Annotated in this window: 23 protein-coding genes; 10 read left to right on the forward strand and 13 right to left on the reverse strand. The window is 55.9% G+C overall.

Features of this window, described 5'->3' with window-relative positions; translation table 11 throughout:
- Nucleotides 1-106 precede the first annotated feature (106 nt).
- From miaB to lnt, 5 genes are all read left to right on the forward strand, one after another.
- Nucleotides 107-1,435: a tRNA (N6-isopentenyl adenosine(37)-C2)-methylthiotransferase MiaB gene (gene miaB / locus RGW60_RS15955; RefSeq protein ID WP_322205505.1), complete on the forward strand. Its 1,329-nt coding sequence runs from the start codon at nt 107-109 to the stop codon at nt 1,433-1,435.
- A 195-nt stretch (nt 1,436-1,630) separates the two neighbouring features.
- Nucleotides 1,631-2,650: a PhoH family protein gene (locus RGW60_RS15960; protein ID WP_322205506.1), complete on the forward strand. Its 1,020-nt coding sequence runs from the start codon at nt 1,631-1,633 to the stop codon at nt 2,648-2,650.
- Nucleotides 2,643-3,143, forward strand: coding sequence for an rRNA maturation RNase YbeY (gene ybeY / locus RGW60_RS15965; protein WP_322205507.1), 501 nt, complete (start codon nt 2,643-2,645; stop codon nt 3,141-3,143). Before RGW60_RS15960 ends, ybeY begins: the two co-directional genes overlap by 8 nt.
- 5 nt (nt 3,144-3,148) lie before the next feature.
- Entirely contained in the window at nt 3,149-3,991 is an 843-nt protein-coding gene (locus RGW60_RS15970; RefSeq protein WP_322205508.1) for an HlyC/CorC family transporter, read from the forward strand.
- A 17-nt stretch (nt 3,992-4,008) separates the two neighbouring features.
- Nucleotides 4,009-5,523 (forward strand): apolipoprotein N-acyltransferase, encoded by a 1,515-nt coding sequence (gene lnt / locus RGW60_RS15975; RefSeq protein ID WP_322205509.1) that lies wholly within the window; start codon nt 4,009-4,011, stop codon nt 5,521-5,523.
- 61 nt (nt 5,524-5,584) lie between these two features.
- On the opposite strand, the gene RGW60_RS15980 is transcribed toward lnt, so the two are convergent.
- Nucleotides 5,585-6,352 carry a YdcF family protein gene (locus tag RGW60_RS15980; RefSeq protein ID WP_322205510.1) on the reverse strand — a complete coding sequence of 256 codons (768 nt, stop codon included), beginning with the start codon at nt 6,350-6,352 and terminating at the stop codon, nt 5,585-5,587.
- 108 nt (nt 6,353-6,460) lie between these two features.
- On the reverse strand, nt 6,461-6,829 hold the full coding sequence (locus RGW60_RS15985; RefSeq protein WP_322205511.1) for a hypothetical protein: 369 nt from the start codon (nt 6,827-6,829) through the stop codon (nt 6,461-6,463).
- 251 nt (nt 6,830-7,080) lie between these two features.
- On the opposite strand from RGW60_RS15985, the gene leuS reads away from it, so the two are divergent.
- From leuS to RGW60_RS16010, 5 genes are all read left to right on the forward strand, one after another.
- Nucleotides 7,081-9,687 carry a leucine--tRNA ligase gene (leuS, locus tag RGW60_RS15990; RefSeq protein ID WP_322205512.1) on the forward strand — a complete coding sequence of 869 codons (2,607 nt, stop codon included), beginning with the start codon at nt 7,081-7,083 and terminating at the stop codon, nt 9,685-9,687.
- A gap of 90 nt (nt 9,688-9,777) precedes the next feature.
- Entirely contained in the window at nt 9,778-10,383 is a 606-nt protein-coding gene (gene lptE, locus RGW60_RS15995; RefSeq protein ID WP_322205513.1) for an LPS assembly lipoprotein LptE, read from the forward strand.
- A gap of 42 nt (nt 10,384-10,425) precedes the next feature.
- Entirely contained in the window at nt 10,426-11,463 is a 1,038-nt protein-coding gene (gene holA, locus RGW60_RS16000; RefSeq protein ID WP_322205514.1) for a DNA polymerase III subunit delta, read from the forward strand.
- A gap of 170 nt (nt 11,464-11,633) precedes the next feature.
- Nucleotides 11,634-11,789 (forward strand): alternative ribosome rescue factor ArfA, encoded by a 156-nt coding sequence (gene arfA / locus RGW60_RS16005; RefSeq protein WP_322205515.1) that lies wholly within the window; start codon nt 11,634-11,636, stop codon nt 11,787-11,789.
- Nucleotides 11,790-11,872: 83 nt separating this feature from the next.
- Nucleotides 11,873-13,201, forward strand: coding sequence for a lytic murein transglycosylase (locus RGW60_RS16010; protein WP_322205516.1), 1,329 nt, complete (start codon nt 11,873-11,875; stop codon nt 13,199-13,201).
- 92 nt (nt 13,202-13,293) lie between these two features.
- Here RGW60_RS16010 and lipA read toward each other — a convergent pair whose 3' ends face one another.
- The 11 genes from lipA to nadD all read right to left on the reverse strand — a co-directional run bounded on the left by lipA (nt 13,294) and on the right by nadD (nt 23,470).
- Entirely contained in the window at nt 13,294-14,325 is a 1,032-nt protein-coding gene (gene lipA, locus RGW60_RS16015) for a lipoyl synthase (protein ID WP_322205517.1), read from the reverse strand.
- 1 nt (nt 14,326) lies between these two features.
- The gene (gene lipB / locus RGW60_RS16020) at nt 14,327-14,974 is read right to left on the reverse strand and encodes a lipoyl(octanoyl) transferase LipB (protein WP_322205518.1); all 648 of its coding nucleotides are present in this window, start codon (nt 14,972-14,974) and stop codon (nt 14,327-14,329) included.
- Nucleotides 14,974-15,255 carry a DUF493 domain-containing protein gene (locus tag RGW60_RS16025; protein WP_322205519.1) on the reverse strand — a complete coding sequence of 94 codons (282 nt, stop codon included), beginning with the start codon at nt 15,253-15,255 and terminating at the stop codon, nt 14,974-14,976. The genes lipB and RGW60_RS16025 overlap by 1 nt, the downstream gene beginning before the upstream one ends.
- A 79-nt stretch (nt 15,256-15,334) precedes the next feature.
- Nucleotides 15,335-16,498, reverse strand: coding sequence for a D-alanyl-D-alanine carboxypeptidase family protein (locus RGW60_RS16030; RefSeq protein ID WP_322205520.1), 1,164 nt, complete (start codon nt 16,496-16,498; stop codon nt 15,335-15,337).
- 241 nt (nt 16,499-16,739) lie between these two features.
- The gene (locus RGW60_RS16035; RefSeq protein WP_322205521.1) at nt 16,740-17,750 is read right to left on the reverse strand and encodes a septal ring lytic transglycosylase RlpA family protein; all 1,011 of its coding nucleotides are present in this window, start codon (nt 17,748-17,750) and stop codon (nt 16,740-16,742) included.
- Nucleotides 17,750-18,757: a lytic murein transglycosylase B gene (mltB, locus tag RGW60_RS16040; RefSeq protein ID WP_322205522.1), complete on the reverse strand. Its 1,008-nt coding sequence runs from the start codon at nt 18,755-18,757 to the stop codon at nt 17,750-17,752. Before mltB ends, RGW60_RS16035 begins: the two co-directional genes overlap by 1 nt.
- 17 nt (nt 18,758-18,774) lie before the next feature.
- A complete protein-coding gene (gene rodA / locus RGW60_RS16045; RefSeq protein WP_322206947.1) occupies nt 18,775-19,878 on the reverse strand; it encodes a rod shape-determining protein RodA in 1,104 nt (367 codons plus the stop codon).
- Nucleotides 19,879-19,909: 31 nt separating this feature from the next.
- Entirely contained in the window at nt 19,910-21,805 is a 1,896-nt protein-coding gene (gene mrdA, locus RGW60_RS16050) for a penicillin-binding protein 2 (protein ID WP_322205523.1), read from the reverse strand.
- 13 nt (nt 21,806-21,818) lie between these two features.
- Complete coding sequence (gene rlmH, locus RGW60_RS16055) at nt 21,819-22,286, reverse strand: 23S rRNA (pseudouridine(1915)-N(3))-methyltransferase RlmH (RefSeq protein ID WP_322205524.1); 468 nt, start codon at nt 22,284-22,286, stop codon at nt 21,819-21,821.
- Between the two features lie 9 nt (nt 22,287-22,295).
- Nucleotides 22,296-22,706, reverse strand: coding sequence for a ribosome silencing factor (rsfS, locus tag RGW60_RS16060; RefSeq protein WP_322205525.1), 411 nt, complete (start codon nt 22,704-22,706; stop codon nt 22,296-22,298).
- 59 nt (nt 22,707-22,765) lie between these two features.
- Nucleotides 22,766-23,470: a nicotinate-nucleotide adenylyltransferase gene (gene nadD / locus RGW60_RS16065; RefSeq protein WP_322206948.1), complete on the reverse strand. Its 705-nt coding sequence runs from the start codon at nt 23,468-23,470 to the stop codon at nt 22,766-22,768.

Below are 23,470 nucleotides of genomic sequence, written 5' to 3' on the forward strand. Positions count from 1 at the left end.
TTAAAGAGGGCGCGAACTATAGCACGTCCATCGGACAGTCAGCGCTAGGAACCAGACACCTACACCCCTATAATGCGCGGTTCTTCGAATCACCTGATGATCACGCATGGCCAAGAAGCTTTATATCGAAACCCACGGTTGCCAAATGAACGAGTACGACAGCTCGCGCATGGTCGATCTGCTGGGCGAACATCAAGCCCTGGAAGTCACTGCTCGCGCAGAAGATGCCGACGTCATCCTGCTCAATACTTGCTCGATCCGCGAACGCGCCCAAGACCGGGTGTACTCTCAGCTGGGTCGCTGGCGTGAGCTGAAACTGGCGAACCCTCAGATGGTGATCGCCGTGGGCGGGTGCGTGGCAAGCCAGGAAGGTGCCGCGATTCGTGATCGTGCACCTTACGTCGACGTTGTCTTTGGCCCGCAAACCCTGCACCGCCTGCCAGATATGATTAACGCTGCGCGCCTCACTGGCCTACCGCAGGTCGATGTGTCGTTCCCGGAAATCGAGAAGTTCGACCACTTGCCTGAGCCTCGCGTCGATGGGCCGAGCGCTTTTGTGTCGGTGATGGAAGGTTGCAGCAAATACTGCACGTTTTGCGTTGTACCTTACACCCGCGGCGAAGAAGTCAGCCGACCGTTCGATGACGTCGTGAGCGAAGTCATGCACTTGGCAGAAAACGGCGTGCGTGAAGTAACGCTGCTGGGGCAGAACGTCAACGGCTATCGCGGTACGACTCATGACGGACGCTTGGCCGATCTGGCCGAGCTTATCCGCGTCGTAGCGGCCATCGACGGTATCGACCGCATTCGTTACACCACCTCGCACCCACTGGAGTTCTCCGACAGCCTGATCCTGGCCCATGCCGAAGTGCCACAGCTGGTGAAACACCTACACTTGCCAGTGCAATCAGGTTCCGACCGAATCCTCTCGGCCATGAAGCGCAACCATACCGCGCTCGAATATAAATCCAAGCTGCGCAAGTTGAGGGCCGCAGTTCCCGGCATCAGCATCAGCTCTGACTTCATCGTCGGCTTCCCTGGCGAGACTGAAAAAGACTTCGAACAGACCATGAAGCTGATCGAAGACGTCAATTTCGACTTCTCGTTCTCCTTCGTCTATAGCCCGCGCCCCGGCACGCCCGCGGCTGATATCAAAGACGAAACCCCTGAAGCCTTGAAAAAAGAGCGTCTAGCCGCCTTGCAGCATCGCTTGAATCAACAGGGCTATGAGATCAGTCGGCAGATGGTCGGCAGCACCCAGCGAATTCTGGTCACCGATTACTCGAAAAAAGACCCCGGCGAACTGCAAGGGCGCACCGAGAACAATCGCATCGTTAACTTTCGCTGCGATAATCCTAAGCTGATCGGCCAGTTCGCCGACGTACACATTGACGACGCTCAACCGCACTCGCTGCGCGGGTCTTTGCTGCAGTAATGCTGCACTTAAATAGGAGCCAACTTTTTGGCGAAGCATCATGCCTGACACACCGCGTCAGAGCCCTCGCCAATAAGTTAGCTCCTACAGATTGAACGCCCTGTATCACCATTAGTAAGTGAAGGCTTTCGTCCACCGACCACTAGGGGTTATTCTCCAGTCATCTTAATTGCCGTAGGGCGGCTAAAAACGACCTTGAACGCTCCCATCGAACCACATCGTTTTATCCTCGAACCTTTTGAGGCTCATCGATTCGCAAATCTGTGCGGGCAATTTGACGAGCATTTACGCTTGATTGAACAACGCCTGGACATCGAAATCCGCAACCGCGGTAATCAATTCGAACTGATTGGCGAACCCCGGCACACCACTTCGGCTGAAAATCTGCTACGACGCCTGTACCGGGAAACCAAGGGTACGGAGCTTTCACCTGACATGGTTCACCTGTTCCTTCAGGAATCGGGCGTCGAAGAACTGGACAACCACCCTGCTGCCGAAGTCGGCGTAGCGTTGCGCACCAAAAAGGGCATGATTCGCCCGCGCGGCCTGAATCAGCAGCGGTACGTCAAAGAAATCCTCGCCAACGACATCAACTTCGGTATTGGCCCTGCGGGCACCGGCAAGACCTACCTTGCGGTGGCCTGTGCGGTGGACGCGCTTGAGCGTGAACAGATTCGCCACATCCTGCTGGTACGTCCGGCGGTAGAAGCGGGCGAAAAGCTCGGTTTCCTGCCCGGCGATCTGGCTCAGAAAATCGACCCGTATTTGCGCCCACTGTACGACGCGCTGTACGAAATGCTCGGCTTCGAATACGTCGCAAAACTGATGGAGCGTCAAGTGATCGAGGTAGCCCCGCTGGCCTACATGCGCGGTCGGACCCTTAATAACAGCTTCATCATTCTTGACGAAAGCCAGAACACCACCGTCGAACAGATGAAGATGTTCCTGACCCGCATCGGCTTCGGCTCCACGGCCGTCATCACCGGTGACATCACCCAGGTCGATCTGCCCAAGGGCACCAAGTCTGGCCTGAACCATGTGATGGAAGTCCTCAAAGACGTGCCCGGCATTAGCTTCACGCACTTCAAGCCTAAGGACGTAGTGCGTCACCCGCTGGTGCAACGTATTGTCGAAGCCTACGAGCGGTACGAGAATCGCGCCAACGATGAAACCATCAGTTCGTCTTCCAGCAGGGATAACCGCCGCGATGGTTGAGCTGGACTTGCAACTGGCGACCGAAGCGACAGTCCCTACCGAAGCCCAGTTCCGCCAATGGTGTGAACTGGCGCTGCGTCAACGTACTGCGGATTCGGAGCTGACCATTCGCCTGGTCGACGACGCTGAAGCCCGTGAACTTAATAACACGTGGCGGCACAAGGACTACGCGACCAACGTATTGTCCTTCCCCGCTGACGTGCCTGATGAGTTTCTCGATATTCCGCTGCTCGGCGACCTGGTGATTTGCGTTGACGTTGTAGCCCGCGAGGCCACGGAGCAAGGGAAGATTTTGGATGCGCATTGGGCGCATCTTGTTATTCACGGCTGCCTGCACTTGCTCGGTTACGACCATATCGATGATGCCGAAGCGGAAGAAATGGAAGCACTGGAACGCACGTTGCTTGATGAGCTGGGCTATCCCGACCCTTACGCCGACGACGAAACCGCTGACCATCATTTTTTAGAGACCACTAGCAAGGACCACGAGTAAGGGCTATGAGCGAAGACCGATCGAGCAACGGGCAAAAGTCATGGCTGGGGAAACTCACCCAGGCCTTTGCCCACGAGCCGAAAAACCGCCAGGAGCTGCTTGAGCTGCTGCGCGAGGCCCATCAAAACAAGCTACTGGACAGCGAAGCGCTGGCCATCGTCGAGGGTGCCATTCAGGTGGCTGACCTCCAGGTACGGGACATCATGGTTCCGCGCTCGCAGATGATTAGCATCAAGGCCACACAAAACCCTCGCGAGTTCCTGCCTGCCGTCATCGACTCCGCGCATTCGCGCTATCCGGTGATTGGCGAGAGCCATGACGATGTTCTCGGCGTATTGCTGGCCAAGGATCTGCTACCGCTGATCCTCAAGGAAGACGGTGACAAGGGCAGCATCAAGAATCTGCTGCGTCCTGCCACCTTCGTACCTGAATCCAAGCGGTTAAACGTACTACTACGCGAGTTTCGCGCCAACCATAACCACATGGCCATCGTTATTGACGAATACGGCGGCGTGGCGGGTCTGGTGACTATCGAGGACGTGCTGGAACAGATCGTCGGCGATATCGAGGACGAGCATGACGTAGAGGAAGACAGCTACATCAAGCCGTTGCCCAGCGGCGACTTCCTGGTCAAAGCGCTGACCCCGATCGACAGTTTCAATGAGTTTTTCGACAGCGAGTTTTCAGATGATGAGTTCGATACCGTTGGCGGCCTGGTAATGAGTGCATTTGGGCACCTGCCCAAGCGCAACGAAACGACAGAAATTGGCGCGTACCGTTTCCGCATTCTTAATGCCGACAGCCGTCGCATTCACTTACTGCGCTTGAGCCCGATCTCGCGGGCCTAAGCCCCTAAGGAATACCCATGCACTGGAACACCCGACCCGGCTGGCCCGGCAACCTGCTGGCCATGCTGGCTGGCGCGCTGACCACTCTGGCATTGGCGCCGTTTGATATTTGGCCATTGGCGATCCTATCGTTAATCGTTCTCTATCTTGGTTTGCGTGAACTTAACCCTCGCCAGGCTTTAGGTCGTGGCTGGTGCTATGGTTTCGGTCTGTTCGGCGCGGGTACCAGCTGGATTTACGTCAGCATCCATACCTACGGAGGCGCTTCGGTGCTGCTGGCGGGTCTGTTAATGCTGGGTTTCATCGCGGCGATTGCCTGGTTCTTTGCCCTGCCCACCTGGATCTGGGCGCGCTGGATTCGACGCAACGACGCACCGCTGACCGATGCCTTGGCCTTTGCAGCTGTGTGGCTGGCGCAAGAGGCTTTTCGCGGTTGGTTTTTGACCGGGTTTCCTTGGCTTTATTCCGGCTACAGCCAGCTCGACGGCCCTTTGTCCGGGCTGGCGCCCATTGGTGGCATGTGGCTGATCTCGTTTACCCTGGCCCTGACCGCCGCTTTGCTGTGCAATCTGCCACAGCTTCGAGCGAATAAGTCCGCGCTGAGTATTGGCGTTCTGCTGTTGGTCGCACCTTGGGTGCTGAGTCTGTCGCTTAAAACCTACGAATGGACGTCTCCGGCAGGCCCACCGCTTAGCGTCGCCGCGATTCAGGGCAACGTTGAACAAAGCATGAAATGGGACCCTAAGCAGCTCAATGCGCAATTGGCGCTTTACCGCGACATGACCTTCACCAGTAAACGCGCTGATTTGATCGTCTGGCCAGAAACCGCGATTCCGATCCTCAAGGAGTCGGCAGAAGGCTATTTGGCCATGCTCGGCAAGTTTGCCGCTGATCGCAATTCGGCACTGATTACCGGTGTACCGATTCGTCAGCAAGGTGGCCGTGGCGAGTATCGGTACTACAACGGCATCACCGTCGTCGGTGAAGGCGACGGCACTTACCTCAAGCAGAAACTGGTACCGTTTGGTGAATATGTTCCACTGCAAGACCTGCTTCGGGGACTGATCTCCTTCTTCAACCTGCCAATGTCGGACTTTGCCCGCGGACCAAGCGATCAAGCGTTGTTGCAAGCCAAGGGCTATCAAATCGCGTCCTTCATTTGCTACGAAGTCGTCTACCCAGAGTTTGCCGCCAGCCTCGCCGCGAAAAGTGAATTACTGCTGACGGTGAGCAACGACACGTGGTTCGGCACCTCTATTGGCCCGTTGCAGCATTTGCAAATGGCGAAAATGCGCGCACTTGAAGCGGGTCGCTGGATGATCCGCGCCACTAACAACGGCGTGAGTGGCCTGATCAACCCGTTCGGCAAGATGACCGCGACCATCCCGCAATTCCAGAAAGGGGTGCTTTACGGCGAAGTCGTGCCGATGCAAGACCTTACCCCTTACCTGCGCTGGCGTTCATGGCCGTTGACGATTCTGTCGATTGTGCTGGTAGGCTGGGCGTTACTGGCGCGGCGTATTAAACGCTAAGCAAGGATTCTAGATTTTGGTGGGGGCGAACCTCTTCTCTCCCACACAAACTCACCGCTACCTACAGCGCCCGATAAAACAATGGATACGCCAGCAACCCCACCGCTTCATTCAGCAACTGTCCGCTCTGCCATACGGATTTGCTCTCCGGTAGCCAGCCGTTGAATGGCCGGGCATTGTCGACGCCGAGAAACCCCACAGGCGCCGCAATGACAGTGAATCCGGCCTTTTCAAAGCTCCAGCGGGCACGCTGCATGTGCCAGGCTTGAGTCACTAGCACCACACGCTTGACGCCTTGAGGCTGCAATACCGCAGCGGTCATCGTGGCATTTTCCCAAGTGGTCCGGCTGAGCCCCTCTTGCCAACGCACGGTCACCCCGAAATCGCTTTTCAGCGAATCGGCCATAATCGCCGCCTCGCTAGGTGGCAGGTCGTAATGCAGCCCACCCGTGGTCAAAATCGGCAAACCCGAATCTTTGGATAAGCGCGCCGCAAAGCGCATGCGTTCCAAGGCAACGCCGGTGGGTATGTCTGTGCCCCATGTCGGATCTTTGCGCTCGCGGCCAGATCCCAAAACCACTATCGCATCAGCTTGCTGGCCCAAGGTTGCCCATTGGCTATGCGCCAAGGGTGGATCGCGCTCGATACCTCTCGCGGCCCATTCCACCGCAATCGGTAGACTCATGATCCACAGCCCGCCAAACCCAATGGCAAAACAGGCGCCAGCGAGCCGCGGCCGTGAGCGGCGAAACCACCAGGCAAGCACCAGCAGTAGCAAAAGAATGCCGGGAGGCAAAAGCAATTGTTTGATCAAATAACGGATAGGCATCGAGCATCTCCAAAGATGCTCGAAGCCTAGAAGGATTGACGCTAAGCAACAATGCTTATCAGTAGACCGAAGCCTGTTTGTTTCACCTAAGCCGTTTATAACAGCGTCTTATTTGAAATATAACGACTTGCCCCGCGCTGAAGCTTTACTGCGCTTATGATCGTCCAGCCAAATGATCTTGGCTGAACGTTTCGGCACGGTAGCAGGTCCATCAAGCACCTGCGTAGCGCAAGCGTCCTTAGTCATACCCTCAGCCTTGATACCAAAGGCATCCCCTTTGAAATACAAAGCGCCCTTGTCCAAATACGCCTCAATCAATTCGAATTCCGCCGGGCTCAACCCTCGCAACTCCAGCTCGGTAGGTGCTTCATGGCGAAGTCGAACTGCAGTTTTCGCCACCTCCAAGGCAAGCCCGATACGATTGATCAAGCGTTCGTAAAGCTCAGGTTTTACAGCGGGTCGTTGCGACTCTGCCATCCGTTCACCTCATCGAAGTTAAAACACGCCCCCCCCGTTGATTAGCTTAGCGTTGCTGTCTGAAACAGCCGGATGCCGCGACCAACGGCCTGTGACGGCCCCTAACAAGCAATCAGGGTTTCCCTCGATAGTGAGCGCTCATGTATGCTACGGCGCTTCCTTTAATTCCACTTCCCGCTCGACTGAGCACTACCTGACTCAGCGATGCAATGAAGAGGATGAGGTCACCACTTCTTTAGTCAAAAGTAGCCATGCACGAACTCTATCAGCCCCGCGAAATCGAAGCCGCCGCCCAAACGTTCTGGGACGAGCAAAAATCCTTTGAAGTCAGTGAGCAGCCAGGCAAAGAGACGTTCTATTGCCTGTCAATGTTCCCTTACCCCAGCGGCAAGCTGCACATGGGTCATGTGCGCAACTACACCATCGGCGACGTCATCGCCCGCTACCAGCGCATGCAGGGCAAAAACGTCCTGCAACCCATGGGTTGGGATGCGTTCGGCATGCCGGCAGAAAATGCCGCCATGAAAAACAACGTCGCTCCGGCCAAGTGGACCTACGAAAACATCGCCTACATGAAAACCCAGCTGCGCAGCCTGGGTCTTGGCGTTGACTGGTCCCGTGAGATCACCACCTGCAAACCCGATTACTATCGCTGGGAACAGTGGCTATTCTCTCGCCTGTTCGAAAAAGGCGTGATCTACCGCAAAAACGGTACGGTGAACTGGGACCCGGTTGACCAGACTGTATTGGCCAACGAACAAGTGATCGACGGTCGCGGCTGGCGTTCCGGCGCGGTGATCGAAAAACGCGAAATACCGATGTATTACTTCAAAATCACGGCGTATGCAGATGAACTGTTGTCGGGCCTTGACGAATTACCAGGCTGGCCTGAACAAGTCAAAACCATGCAACGCAACTGGATTGGTAAATCCCGTGGCATGGAAGTGCAGTTTCCGTACGACCGGGCTTCCATTGGTGAAGCGGGCGCACTGAAAGTATTCACGACCCGTCCAGACACCTTGATGGGCGCGACCTATGTTGCAGTTGCGGCGGAACACCCGCTGGCAACATTGGCAGCCCAAGGCAACCCCGATCTGCAAGCCTTTATCCTCGAATGCAAAAGCGGCAGCGTTGCCGAAGCAGACATCGCCACCCAAGCGAAAAAGGGCCTGCCAACGCCATTTTTCGTTGAGCATCCACTGACCGGTGAAAAGTTACCGGTGTGGGTCGCTAACTATGTACTGATGCATTACGGCGACGGCGCCGTGATGGCAGTCCCGGCTCACGACGAGCGCGATTTCGAATTTGCTACCCAATACAACCTGCCTATCAAGGCCGTTGTACTCACCAGCGTCGGCGACGAACTGCTTACGCAGTGGCAAGCCGCTTACGGAGAACACGGCACGCTGATCAACTCCGGCATTTACGACGGACTGGAATTTCAAGCCGCCTTCGATGCCATCGAAGCCGATCTGCTCAAAAAGCAATTGGGTCAGTCACGCACACAGTTCCGCCTGCGCGACTGGGGTATAAGCCGCCAGCGTTATTGGGGCTGTCCGATTCCGATCGTGCATTGCGACACCTGCGGTGACGTGCCGGTCCCGGAAGACCAATTGCCGGTTGTGTTACCTGAAAATGTAGTCCCCGATGGCGCAGGTTCGCCTTTGGCTCGCATGCCGTCGTTCTACGAGTGCAACTGCCCGTCATGCGGAGCTCCGGCTAAGCGCGAAACCGACACCATGGACACCTTCGTCGAGTCCTCATGGTACTTTGCGCGCTACGCCTCGCCTCACTACGAAGGCGGCATGGTTGATCCCAAAGCAGCCAACCACTGGTTGCCGGTAGACCAATACATCGGCGGCATCGAACATGCGATTCTGCACCTGCTCTACGCGCGCTTCTTCCACAAACTGATGCGTGACGAAGGCCTGGTCAGCTCCAACGAGCCGTTCAAGAATCTTCTGACCCAAGGCATGGTCATCGCCGATACGTATTACCGCCTTGAGGCCAATGGCAGCAAGACGTGGTACAACCCGGCCGACGTCGAGCTCGAACGCGACGGTAAAGCCAAAGTTATCGGTGCCAAATTGATCAGCGATGGCCTGCCGGTCGAGATCGGCGGCATCGAGAAAATGGCCAAGTCGAAGAACAATGGCGTTGACCCGCAGTCGATGATCGACCAGTACGGTGCTGATACTTGTCGTCTGTTTATGATGTTTGCATCACCACCAGACATGAGCCTGGAGTGGTCGGATTCAGGCGTAGAAGGCTCACATCGTTTTCTGCGTCGCGTCTGGAGGCTGTCCCATGCTCACGTCACATTAGGTCTGACCGCCAAGCTTAATGTCGCAGGCTTGAACGACGAACAAAAAGCCGTCCGCCGTGCGATTCATTTGGCGATCAGAAACGCTAGTCAAGACGTCGGTCAGCACCACAAATTCAACACCGCCATCGCACACGTCATGACGTTGATGAACGTATTGGAAAAAGCCGCGCAGGTAACACCGCAGGACCGTGCGCTACTTCAGGAAGGTCTGGAAACTGTTGCGCTGCTGCTGGCACCTATCACGCCGCACATCAGCCATGAACTGTGGAACCGGCTAGGACACAGCGACGCCATCATCAATGCGGGGTGGCCGGTATTGGACAAGACTGCGCTGGTGCAAGACAGCCTAATACTGGTGATTCAGGTTAACGGTAAGCTGCGTGGCCAGATCGAAATGCCGGCTAACGCAACCCGTGAAGAAGTCGAAGCCGTGGCCCGAATCAATGAGAACGTGCTGCGTTTCACCGATGGCCTGACGATCCGCAAAGTAATCGTAGTCCCGGGCAAGCTGGTTAACATCGTCGCAAGCTAATTGGATCAAACGCCCGGTATTGACCCGGCGTCGAACAGTATTTCCAAGGGACGCAACGTCGGCCCAAACGGATTCAAGGGGAGCATCAATATGATCAAACGCAATTTGCTGGTGATGGGTCTCGCCGTATTGCTGAGCGCCTGTGGTTTCCAGCTGCGTGGCACTGGCACCACTGAACTGACGATCAAGGAACTGGATGTCAGCGCCCGTGACGCCTATGGCCCAACGGTTGTTCAACTGACCCAAATGCTGAAAAACAGCGGGGTCAACGTACACCAGGGCGCCGAGTACAAGCTGGTTTTGGTCAGTGAAGGAGAAGTTTCACGCGCCGCCAGCTACAACGGCTCGTCTCGTTCGGCCGAGTACGAGCTGACCGACACCGTCAACTACGAAATCCGTGGCTCGCGCAGCCTGTTATTGCTCGAAGACAAGGTACAGGTTCAGAAAATCTACGTTCAGGACAGCAACAACCTGATGGGTTCCGATCAGGAAGCTGCGCAAGTTCGCAAAGAAATGCGCGCTCAATTGGTCCAGAATTTGGTTATGCGCCTGCAACTGCTGACTCCAACGCAACTGGATAAACTGCAATCGACCGCAGAAGCCAAAGCCAAAGCCGAAGCGGACGCTCTGGAAGAAGCACAGCGGATCGAGAACGACACGCCTCGCCAGTCTCCGATCGAAATACCCACCAAGTAAGTGATCAGGGGCTAGCCTGCTGGCCCTTGTATTCCCTGACCTATGAAACTGATACCAGCCCAACTCGGTAAACACCTCCAGAGCGCTCTGGCGCCCGTGTACGTTGTCAGCGGTGATGATCCTTTGCTGTGTCAGGAAGCAGCGGACGCTATTCGTACTACCGCGCGCCAGCAAGGCTTTGACGAACGCCAAGTTTTCAGCGCGGATGCCAATTTCGACTGGGGCACGCTGTTACAGGCCGGCGCCAGCATGTCGCTGTTCGCGCAAAAGCGTCTGCTGGAACTGCGCTTGCCCTCGGGAAAACCCGGCGACAAGGGAGCTGCGGCGTTTATCGAATATTGCTCGCGCCCTCCAGAAGATACGTTGCTACTGATCAGCGTACCCAAGCTCGACGGAAGCGCGCAGAAAACCAAGTGGGGCAAGGCACTGATCGAGGGGCCACACACTCAGTTCCTGCAAATATGGCCAGTGGATGCCAGCCAGTTGCCGCAATGGATTCGACAACGTTTATCCCATGCAGGATTGTCTGCCAGCCACGACGCGATCGAACTTATCGCCGCACGGGTTGAAGGCAATCTGCTTGCTGCGGCCCAGGAAATTGAAAAGCTCAAGCTGATGGCGCAAGACGGCCAGATCACCGTCGAAACTGTGCAGGGCGCGGTAGCCGATAGTGCAAGGTTCGATGTTTTCGGTTTGACCGATGCAGTGCTCAACGGCGAAGCAGCCCACACATTGCGCATGATAGAGGGCTTGCGTGGCGAAGGAATTGAGCCGCCTGTCATCCTGTGGGCGCTGGCTCGTGAACTTCGGCTATTGGCTAATCTGGCCTTGCAGATCAGTCAGGGCACCCCTCTAGACAAAGCCTTTAGCCAAGCCCGACCACCGATCTGGGACAAGCGCAAACCGCTGATGAGCAAAGCGTTGCAACGTCACTCCGCACAACGCTGGAGCCAACTGCTGATGGACGCGCAACGCATTGACGCGCAGATCAAAGGCCAAGCGCCGGGTTCGGTCTGGAGCAGCCTGACCCGTTTGGCCCTATTGATGGCGGGTCAACGGTTGAGTTTGCCGGCTGAATAGCCAGCATCCGATCCCTTGCCTTCCCGAATGGTCCCACCCGTCATATGCGCTCCTTGCGCCAACAAGCCCACGTCAATTAAACAAATGCCCGATAGCGCACTTCTATTAGACACACACCCTGCTCTGCCCGATGATTTGCATCGTTTCATCACCAGAAGAGAGTAGTCCCCATGAGCAAGCCAAAGCGGCCGAACAAGGCCAAATCCATCATCGCCCAGCCGTTGTTCCGCAGTCGGCATGAACCCGCCGGCAAGGGCAAAGGCAGCTACCGCCGCGAAGCCTTCCAGTCTAAAAGCTGGGAGGCTTCTTACTTTCTGGCGGCTTAAAAACATCCCTACATCTCCCGAAGCCCCATATGCAGGGCAAGCATGATAAGGTTTGCGTCTGTTGGAACACCCTGGACCTAAGCATGCCCTCTAGCTTTTCCCGTCAGTTGCATTTTCGCCAACTGATGACCGTCTCTAGCTTCATCCTGTTAGTTGCCTGCGCAGAAAAACCAACTGCTGCCGATGCCACGCCTATTCAAATTGCGAACATACCGCCGGTCGGGACCACTAAGACCCAAGCTTCTATGGCAGCTGGCTCAACTGATTTCGATATTCAGCCGACCATTAGCTTTAGTGACTGGGAAGCCGGATTTCGTGTCGATGCAATTAAAGCCGGTATTAAGCCTAACTTATTCGATCAAGCCTTCGCGGGTGTAATTCCGGACATGAGCGTGGTCAAGGCTGATCGAAGCCAGCCCGAGTTCACTCGACCGGTGTGGGAATATCTCGACGGCGCTGTCTCCGCAGCCCGTGCGCGTAAAGGCCAAGCCCTTCTGGCGCAATACGCTGATGTGCTGCAAGCCATTGAGCAACGCTATGGCGTCGACCGCCAGTCACTCGTGGCGATTTGGGGTATGGAAAGCAACTTCGGCCAGTTTCAAGGCTCTCAGTACGTGATTCGTTCCCTGGCGACATTGGCCTACGAAGGCCGTCGCCGCGCATTCGCACAGGATCAATTGTTGGCAGCGCTGCAAATTCTCCAGCATGGTGACATCCAACCCGCCCAGATGCTGGGTTCTTGGGGCGGAGCAATGGGACAGACGCAGTTTATTCCTACCACCTATAACAGATATGCCGTGGATTTCGATGGCGACGGCCGCCGCGACATCTGGAATACCCCAGCCGATGCATTAGCGTCGACTGCACATTATTTGCAGAGCTCGGGCTGGCAATTCGCTCAGCCGTGGGGTTTTGAAGTGCAGTTAGGTCAAAATTTTGATTATGCATTGGCCGACGCATCAACCCGTAAAACAGTTGCCGAGTGGCAGCAGATGGGATTGAAACTACCAAATGGCGGTGCACTTCCGGCCAATGTGGCGCAATTGCAAGCGGCGCTGTTGTTGCCTGCCGGATATAAAGGTCCGGCGTTTCTGGTACTGGATAACTTCCGTGCAACGCTCAGGTACAACAATTCCTCGTCTTACGCCTTGGCGATTGGCTTGCTGTCTGAGCGTTTCAGCGGAGGCGGTTATGTTCTCGGCAGCTGGCCGCGAAGCGACCTTCCGCTAAACCGCTCTGAGCGCATAGAACTGCAAACATTGCTCTCATCCCGCCAATACGACGCAGGCGCTCCAGATGGAATTATCGGGGCTAATACGCGCAAAGCAATTCGTAGCGCACAACAGGCATATGGTTGGCCCGCCGACGGTTACCCAACGCATGAGTTGTTGAACAGTTTGCGTAAGCCGTAACGGCCTCTTCGCGAATTAATTCGCGAAGACGCTTACTCCACAAAAAAGGGCCGGATATCGCTATCCGGCCCTTTTTATTTGACTCGCAACGTTTAGCTCATGGCTTCGACGGCGGTCTTTGCCTGCTTATCCGCATGGTAGGAAGACCGCACCAAAGGACCTGAGGCCACATTCTTGAAGCCCATCTTGTAGCCTTCTTCGGCGAACCAGGCGAACACGTCCGGGTGCACGAAACGCTGTACCGGTAAGTGGCTGCGGGAAGGCTGCAAGTATTGGCCAAGGGTAAGCATGTCTATATCATGCTCGCGCATGCGCTTCATGACTTCGATGACTTCTTCGTCCGTCTCACCCAGACCCAACATCAAACCGGACTTGGTTGGAACGTGAGGCACCAACTGCTTGAACTTTTGCAGTAGGGTCAGCGACCACTGGAAATCCGAACCAGGACGTGCCGCTTTGTATAAGCGCGGCACAGTTTCCAGGTTGTGGTTGAACACGTCTGGTGGCTCGGCAGCGGTAAGCGCGAGCGCGATGTCCATACGTCCACGGTAATCCGGGACCAAAGTTTCTAATTGTACGTCTGGCGACAGCAGGCGAATTTCGCGGATGCAGTCAGCAAAATGCTGAGCCCCGCCGTCACGCAGGTCATCGCGGTCTACTGACGTGATCACAACGTACTTCAGACGCAAGTCAGCGATGGCGATGGCAAGGTTTTTGGGCTCGTCGGAATCCAGCGCTTTCGGACGTCCGTGGCCAACGTCGCAGAACGGGCAACGGCGAGTGCAAATATCACCCATAATCATGAACGTCGCGGTGCCGCCGGAGAAACACTCGCCCAAGTTCGGGCAAGACGCTTCTTCGCAAACACTGTGCAGTTTGTGCTTGCGCAGCAGTTGTTTGACGCGATCCACTTCCGGGGAAACAGGAATTCGTACGCGAATCCAGTCTGGTTTCTTCGGCAGGTCGACCGTTGGAATGATTTTGACCGGAATGCGTGCAACTTTATCCGCACCACGAAGTTTTACACCGGCTTCCACTTTAGGTTTGGCCGTGCGTTCGCCGACGTTTAGTGTCGGGATCAGTTCTAGCACAGCGCTTTGCGCAGTCTCTGTCGCAGTAGTCATATCAATCGATTCCGCCCGCTAGGGTCGTCTGCTCAGCATAGTCGAGGTGTTTGACGAGCTGCGCGCGCAGCCGGGCACTTACCTCGGCAAATTCAATCGGGCCTGCATGATCGCACAGCTGGGTCATTGCCAGCCCCGCGTAACCACAGGGATTAATGCGGCGAAACGGCTCAAGGTCCATGTCCACATTCAGCGCCAGGCCGTGGAACGAGTAACCGTTACGAATACGTAAACCCAAGGAGGCTATTTTCGCTTCGTCGACATAAACGCCCGGCGCGTCTTTCTTCGCAACAGCCTCGACGTCGTAACTCGCCAGCAGCGCGATCAGACTGCGTTCAATCCGGGAAACCAGTTCGCGCACACCGAAACCAAGGCGCCGCACGTCCAACATCAGGTAAACCACCAGTTGACCGGGGCCATGATAGGTCACTTGGCCACCCCTATCGACCTGAACCACCGGAATATCACCCGGCAGCAACAAGTGCTCGGCTTTGCCTGCCTGGCCTTGAGTGAAAACAGGCGCATGTTGCACCAGCCAGACTTCATCGGCCACATCGTGCACCCGCGATTCAGTAAACCGCTGCATGGCGTGCCAGGTGGGTTCGTAAGCCACTTCCCCTAGTTCGCGAAAGCCCAGGCTGCCAGACATCAGAGCACCATGTGCACGAGGCCGGTAGCGCGCAGGGCACTATTGATATCGCGCAATTGGTCTTCGCCGGTGGCGATGATGTGCAACTGAACAGTGGTGTATTTGCCGTTGCTGCTTTGTCGCTCGGCCAGCGTATCCATGTCGAGGGTGGCGTGCTTCGCCAAAATCTCGATAACTAACGCAGTAAACCCCACACCGGTATCACCGATCACTTTGATCGGGTAATCAATGCAGGGGAAAACAATCAGGTGCGACTTAACGTCAATTTCGGTATCAGCCATGGCAGTAACGGCCTCGTAAGCTGTTGCGAGCGACAGGCACTCAGCTCCGAACAGAGCCAGTGCCCACCGGTCGGCAGTATCAGTTAAACAAACCGTAGAAGAACAGACGGATGCTATCCCACACGCGGCGGAAAATTCCACCTTGGTCCACGGCGTCGAGAGCAATCAGGTCAGCGGTATGCACCACCTTGTCGTCCATCTTCACTTCTACTTTACCGATTACATCGCCCTTGGCGATCGGCGCGACCAGACGTGGGTTCATCGTCATGCTGGCGGCCAATCTTTTCAATTGGCCTTTAGGCAAGGTCATAGTCAAGTCATCGGCCAGACCGGCCTTGACCTGATGCTCCGAACCTTTCCAAACCGGCGCCTGAGCCAACTCAACGCCCTTCTGGTAGAAGGTTTGGGTTTCGAAGAAGCGGAAACCGTAAGTCAGCAATTTCTGAGTTTCAGCCGCACGAGCCTGCTCACTGGTGGTGCCGAACACCACCGCGATCAAACGCATACCATCACGGACGGCCGAAGACACCATGCAATAGCCTGCCTCTTCGGTGTGGCCGGTTTTCAGACCATCAACGGTCTTGTCGCGCCACAGCAGCAGGTTGCGGTTAGGCTGCTTGATGCCGTTCCAGAAGAATTCTTTCTGCGAGTAAATCGCATAGTGCGCCGGGTCGACGGTAATGATCGCCCGTGCCAGCAGCGCCATGTCGTGAGCCGAAGAATAATGATCCGGATTTGGCAAACCTGTCGGGTTCATGAAATGGGTATTGACCATGCCCAAGTCACCAGCGGTTTTATTCATCATGTCGGCGAAAGCATCCTCGCTTCCGGCAATATGCTCGGAAAGCGCGACGCTGGCGTCGTTGCCTGACTGGATGATGATGCCGTGCAGCAGGTCACTCACGGTAACCTGACTGCCCACCTTGATGAACATTCGCGATCCGCCCGTACGCCAAGCGTTTTCGCTAACGGTCACCGGATCGTTTTCACCGATTTGACCGCGACGAATTTCCAGGGTCGCGATATAGGCCGTCATCAATTTGGTCAGGCTCGCCGGCGCCAAACGCTGGTCACCGTTGTTTTCGACCAAAATGTTACCGCTAGAGGCATCCATCAGCACATAGGCTTTGGCGGCCAATTGCGGCGCGGCGGGCGTCATCTGTTCTGTCGCCCAGGCGGCGGCAGGGGTGATGATCAGGGGAACAAGCAGGCACAGGCGTTTTGCAAAGGTGGTGATGTTCATCCGTCTCTCGAAATTGCTAATGGGCAAACATGCCCTCGCGGGCAAAGCTGATCTGACCGAATAAACCCGTCGTGCGTTTATTTGGCCTTGAAGCCAGGCTTCTCCCTGGCTAACAAAACCGCCTGAGTGATCGGGCTGTTCTGTTGAAAGTTGCTTATAACGCTTGCTCTGTCGGCAAGTCCCTTCCAAACCTGGGCCGTAGAAGCAACTGTATGGCGACCTTGAAAAAACCAAGGCTAAATCATTGATCCAGAGCAACCACCGTCGGCTGACCTAAGTTGGCTGACCTGACGTTCGCTTGTAATTGCTGCGCTTCAACCGGCGTGTTCACCGGCCCCATCCGAACCCGATACAGCGTTTGCTGACTGCGTACTATCGAGCTGACGAATACTGGCGTCTGGACCATCCCGCTCAGTTTCGACCTCAAGAGTTCCGCAGCGTCCGGGTTGGCGAAGGCGCCCACCTGGAGATACAGCCCAGACGCTGGTCCGGAAGCGTTTTTTTTTGCGTCAATCTGGACGGGGGACACCGCAGCCGCGTGTTGCTGAGGCGGCGGCGAGTACTGCTCTATCGTGCCTGTGGATGCAGTAAACGCAGGTGCTGCTGCCTGCGCCACGACTTGTGGCTCATCAAGCATCAACGGCGCTGGGCGTCCACGCTGCGCCCACCACTCTTGAGGATCGATGCCTTCGACCTTGACCCGCGCTGTACCGATTTCCGCGTACCCAAGCTTTTTTGCAGCGGCGTACGACAAATCAATAATACGATCGGAATAGAAAGGCCCACGGTCATTGACGCGCAAAATCACAGTGCGGTTGTTATCGAGGTTGGTCACTCGAACATAGCTTGGCAACGGCAACGTCTTGTGCGCGGCACTCATTCCATACAGGTCGTATTTTTCACCGTTGGCGGTGTTCTGACCGTGGAATTTAGTGCCATACCAAGACGCCGTCCCGGTAGCGACATAGCGCTTGGAGTCGGTCAGTGGGAAATAAGTTTTGCCCAGCACAGTGTAAGGGTTGGCCTTGTAAGGCCCGCTGTGCAAAGTCGGCACAGCGTCGGGAATGCGGGATACGTCAACGTCCCACCACGGCGCGCCGTCTTTGTGCGCACGGTTGATGTCCAGACCCGGCCCCGAGGTCACAGCACTATTGTTCTGCGGAGATCGACTGGTTGAACAACTGGCCACCAGAACGGCCAAGGCCGCGAAGGCCATGAACTTTAGTGGTTTGCGAATCGGCATTGCCCGCATTACTTGACGCCCCGTGCTTGGACCAGCAGTTCAGACAGCTGATGCACGGCCATTGCGTACATCACACTGCGGTTATAGCGCGTGATTGCGTAAAAATTCTTCAAACCCATCCAATACTCCGGCCCCTCTGCGCCCTCCAGGCGAAAAGCGGTCGCGGGCATATCGTCACGCAGCGCATCATGACTCGACCACCCCAATGCTCGCAACTCCCCAACAGTTTTTACCGGCTCGATACCGGGGCTCAAACCGCTGTCGGCCAGATCACCGCGCACGGAAGAAAGGCTTACAACGGGCTCACCGGCAACCCAGCCGTGGCGCTTGAAATAACTGGCGACGCTGCCAATCGCGTCATCGGGATCGGTCCAGATATTAATGTGCCCGTCACCGTCAAAGTCCACGGCGTACGCGCGAAAACTGCTCGGCATGAACTGCGGCAAACCCATTGCCCCGGCATAAGAACCTTTAAGCGTTAGCGGATCAACTTGCTCTTCACGCGCCAGTAAAAGGAACTCGCGTAGTTCTTTACGAAAGAATTCGGCACGCGGCGGATAATCGAAACTCAGCGTCGATAAAGCGTCAATGACACGGTAATTGCCAGTGTTGCGGCCGAAAAAGGTTTCGACGCCGATGATGGCAACAATCACTTGAGCCGGAACACCATACTCTTGCTCGGCACGCTTCAAAGCGGCCTCATGCTGACGCCAAAAATCCACACCGCGCGCGATTCGCGCGTCAGTAATGAACATCGGCCGGTATTCTTTCCAAGGCTTGACCCGCTCGGCCGGTCGAGAAATAGCATCGAGAATAGACTGTTTACGCTCAGCCTCACGAAAGACAGCCATTAGCTGCTCGCCTGCGAAACCGTAATCACGGGTCATTTCACCGACAAATTCAGCGACCTGGGGTGAACCCTCGTAGTCGCCTGCGTGTGCCTCAAATACCCAACCAAGGATGCCCACCAGGCCGACCAACGGAGCAAATCGAGCCGCCCAGTTACGCAATTGCATTGAGTTGTTCACCTTAATCAAACCTGCGCGATCCACTTCCGATGGGTATGGATCGACATCAAAACCCCAAACGCTGACAGTAATGTCACTAACGAAGTTCCACCGTAACTAATGAAGGGCAGCGGCACCCCTACAACCGGCATCAGACCACTGACCATACCGATGTTGACGAAAACGTAAACAAAAAAAGTCATCGTCAGGCTGCCCGCCAGCAGTTTTCCGAACAAGGTCTGAGCTTGAGCGGTGATCACCAGCCCACGCCCGATCAACAATAAATAGATCAATAAAAGGGCGCAAATACCGACCAGACCGAACTCCTCACCCAGCACCGCGATGATGAAGTCGGTATGGCTTTCCGGCAAAAAATCCAGATGCGACTGGGTTCCCAGCAACCAGCCCTTACCAAATACACCACCCGACCCAATCGCCGCTTTGGACTGAATAATGTTCCAGCCGGTACCCAGCGGATCGCTCTCAGGATCGAGGAAGGTCAGAATTCGTTGTTTCTGATAATCGTGCATAAAGAAAAACCACATGCAAACGGCCACTGGAACGGCGGCAGTGAATACGCCGATAATCCAGCGCCAGCGCAAACCAGCCATGAACAGTACAAATGTGCCGGAGGCGAGAATCAACAACGAGGTGCCGAGGTCCGGTTGACGCACGATCAGAATAAAGGGAAGGCCAATAAGCCCCAAACTCAGTGCCACATGTTTCAAGTGCGGGGGCAGGGTTCGTTTAGCCAAATACCAGGCAATAGTCGCCGGCATAATAATTTTCATGAATTCTGACGGCTGAAAGCGAATGACCCCAGGAATGTTGATCCAGCGGGTAGCGCCCATAGCGTTATGGCCCATAACATCAACAACCACCAACAGCAGCATCCCAAACACATACATCACAGGAACCCAGCGCGCCATAAAGCGCGGTTCTAGCTGAGCGATGACCACCATTGAAACCAGTCCAATGGCGAAAGAAGTCGCCTGTTTGATCATAAGATCCCAATTCTTGCCGCTGGCTGAATACAGCACAAACAAACCACCCGCACCGATGGTCAGCAGCAGAATCAGGAGAGGCCCATCGATATGGATGCGCTGCAGGAACGTCGCTCGGCGGCGCATCACATCATCGCTGGAGAGGATGCGATCAAAATTACTCTTCACTGGCCGCAGCCTCCGCGCTTGAGGTGCTGGTGTACTCGGGCTTGAGCAAACCGTTTGAACCGAGCAACCACGAATCCATTACCTGGCGGACCACAGGGGCTGCAATACCGGAGCCGGACTCGCCGTTCTCCACCATCACAGCGACTACTATTCTAGGATTGTCGGCAGGGGCAAAGCCCACGAACAAGGCGTGATCTCGGTGGCGTTCCTGAACCTTGGTCCGGTCATATTTCTCGCCTTGCTTGATCGCAACCACTTGCGCAGTCCCGCTTTTACCGGCAATCCGATATTGCGAACCAACAGCCGCTTTGCGTGCTGTTCCGCGTGCGCCGTGCATGACTTGCTGCATACCGTGGTTCACCTTGGCCCAGTCCGACGCATCACGCAGCACAATGTTCTCCATGGGGTTTTCGTCAACTGGGCGTATGCCAGCCACGGTTTTAGCCAGATGCGGTCGATTCCACACCCCTTTGTTGGCCACCAGCGCCGTAGCTTGCGCCAGTTGCAATGGCGTCGCCTGCATATAGCCCTGACCGATGCCAAGAATCAATGTTTCACCCGGAAACCAGGCTTGACGCCGGGTCGCTCGCTTCCATTCGCGCGATGGCATAAGCCCCGGGGATTCTTCGAACATGTCTAGCGAGACTTTTTGTCCGATCCCGAACTTGTTTAAATAAGAAGAGAGCCGATCAATCCCTATTTTGTGCGCCAAATCATAGAAATACGTGTCATTGGACCGCATGATCGCCGTGTCCAGATCAACCCAGCCGTCACCGGTACGGTTCCAGTTACGGTACTTGTGATCGTAGTTGGGCAGTTGATAGAAACCCGGATCGAACACCCGCGATGAGGCCGTGACCACACCGCTATCCAGACCGGCGATGGCAACGGCAGGTTTGATCGTCGAACCTGGCGGGTAAAGCCCGCGCAGAATGCGATTGAACAACGGTCGGTCAATCGAATCTCGCAACTCGGCGTAGTCTTTGAAGCTGATACCCGTGACAAACGGATTCGGGTCGAAGCTCGGCTGACTGACCATCGCCAGTACCTCGCCGGTTGTCGGGTCCAGCGCAACCACTGCACCGCGACGACCGCCCAGTGCAGCCTCCGCAGCCTGTTGAAGCTTGATATCAAGGCTCAGAACAATGTCTTTTCCAGGGATTGGATTGGTTCGATTAAGCACCCGCATGACGCGCCCACGGGCGTTGGTTTCAACTTCTTCGTAGCCAACCCGCCCATGCAAGTCCGCCTCATAGAAACGCTCAATTCCTGTTTTCCCAATGTGGTGAGTCCCGCTGTAATTGACCGAATCAAGGGCCTTGAGCTCTTTCTCATTGATTCGACCCACGTACCCTACGGAGTGTGCGAAGTGTTCGCCCTGAGGATAATGGCGAACCAACTGCGCAACCACTTCAACACCCGGCAACCGGAATTGATTGACCGCAATAAGGGCTATTTGCTCTTCGGTCAGTTCAAACAGGATGGGCACCGATTCAAACGGTCGGCGGCCCTGCTTCATGCGTCTCTCGAACAAAATTCGGTCGTCAGCGGTCAGCATCAGGATTTCAACGATGGCGTCCAGCACTTGCGCCGAATTGCCGGAACGCTCGCGGGTCATGCTCAGACTAAAGCTAGGTCGATTGTCCGCAACCACTACGCCATTACGGTCGAAGATCAGGCCTCGACTCGGCGGAATGGGCTGAACATGCACCCGGTTATTTTCCGAAAGCGTCGAGTGGTAGTCGTATTGGATGACCTGAAGGAAATACAGCCGCGCTAACAGTACGCAAACAGCTAACACCACAACCACAGCTCCGACCACGACTCGGCCGCGCACCATGTGTGCGTCTTTCTCGTGGTCTTTGAGGTGGATCGGCTGAGACATTTAGGCGCGCAGGCTATTTGTGATAAGGGTGCCCGGACAGAACTGTCCAGGCGCGGTACATCTGCTCACCAATAAGAATACGCACCAATGGATGTGGCAACGTTAACGGCGACAGCGACCAGCGCTGCTCGCTACGCGCACAGACTTCCGGCGACAGTCCCTCAGGACCGCCGACCATCAAGTTGACCGTGCGTGCGTCGAGACGCCAGCGATCAAGCTCGACCGAAAGCTGTTCGGTACTCCAAGGCTTACCCTGCACTTCAAGCGTGACAATTCGCTCGCCCGGCTGAACTTTCGCCAGCATGGCCTCACCTTCCTGGCGAATAAAACGCGCTACGTCAGCGTTTTTGCCACGGGTATTGAGCGGAATTTCCACTAACTCAAGCGCAAGCTCGGACGGCATCCGTTTGGCATATTCCTGCCAACCTTCTTCCACCCACTTGGGCATGCGCGAACCAACAGCGATCAAACGCAAACGCACGGAGACCCCTTACTCTTTGTCGAGAAAGGTCATCGGGTCGAATGGGTTGCCTTCATGCACAGAATGCAGCGCACGGCTCTGCTCAGCGCCTTGCCACAGGCGCTCGAGGTCGTAGAACTGACGGGCAGCGGAGGTCATAACGTGAACAATGACGTCGCCCAGGTCCAGCAACACCCAATCGCTGTCGCCTTTGCCTTCTTCACTTAGCGGCTTGACGCCGGCAGCCTTGCATTTGTCGCGGACGCTATCGACCAGAGCGTTAAGCTGGCGATTGGAGGTGCCGGTGGCGATCAGCATGTAATCAGCGATGCTGGTCTTGTCGCGAACATCGATGGCGAGGATATCGGTACCCTTAATGTCTTCCAAGGCAGCCGTTGCCAACTTAACCACTTCTTCGCTACTCAATTTTTGCTTTGTCATATAAAACTCATTCAGCTCGTATGTGTGGGATGCCGAAACGCGTGTTGAACACAGCAGTTTCAGAGGCTCCCCTCAGTGTTCGGCGCATGGTACAGCCCGTGCGCGTCGATATAGGCCAGTACCGCGTCTGGCACCAGAAAACGTACCGACTTCCCGCTGGCCAGCAGTTGGCGGATCTGGGTGGCAGACACTGATAACGGTGTCTGCCAGACGAATGTAATGTGTCCACCCGGCCCCTTGAGGGCCTTAGGGTTGCTGACCGCGCGCCCTGCCAGCAGATTTCGCATGGCGTCAGGCGACTCGCTGTCGGCGTCCGGGCGTTGCAGCACCACGATATGGCAGTGCTCCAGCAGCTCTTCCCAGCGATGCCAAGTCGGAAGTCCGCAAAATGCGTCCCAACCCAATAACAGGAATAACTGGTCATCTGCGGCCAATTCGGCCCGCATCAGTTCCAGGGTGTCGATGGTGTACGACGGTTTGTCCCGCTTTAATTCACGGTCATCCACCGTCAAAGGTGACACTCCGGCTACCGCGCATTGAACCATTGCCAGACGGTCCTGCGCGCTCACGCTCGGGGTATCGCGATGGGGTGGCCTGGCACTGGGTGTCAGGCGCAACTCATCGAGTTCAAGCAGCTCGGCAACTTCCAGCGCACCGCGCAAATGGCCTATATGCACCGGATCGAAAGTGCCACCCAACACGCCAACGCGTCGCGGCGCATGAGGGGGTGATTTCGCCGCCGCAGTCTTTTCAGGCTCGACCAA

The organism is Pseudomonas sp. AB6, from assembly GCF_034314105.1.
Classification (GTDB): domain Bacteria; phylum Pseudomonadota; class Gammaproteobacteria; order Pseudomonadales; family Pseudomonadaceae; genus Aquipseudomonas.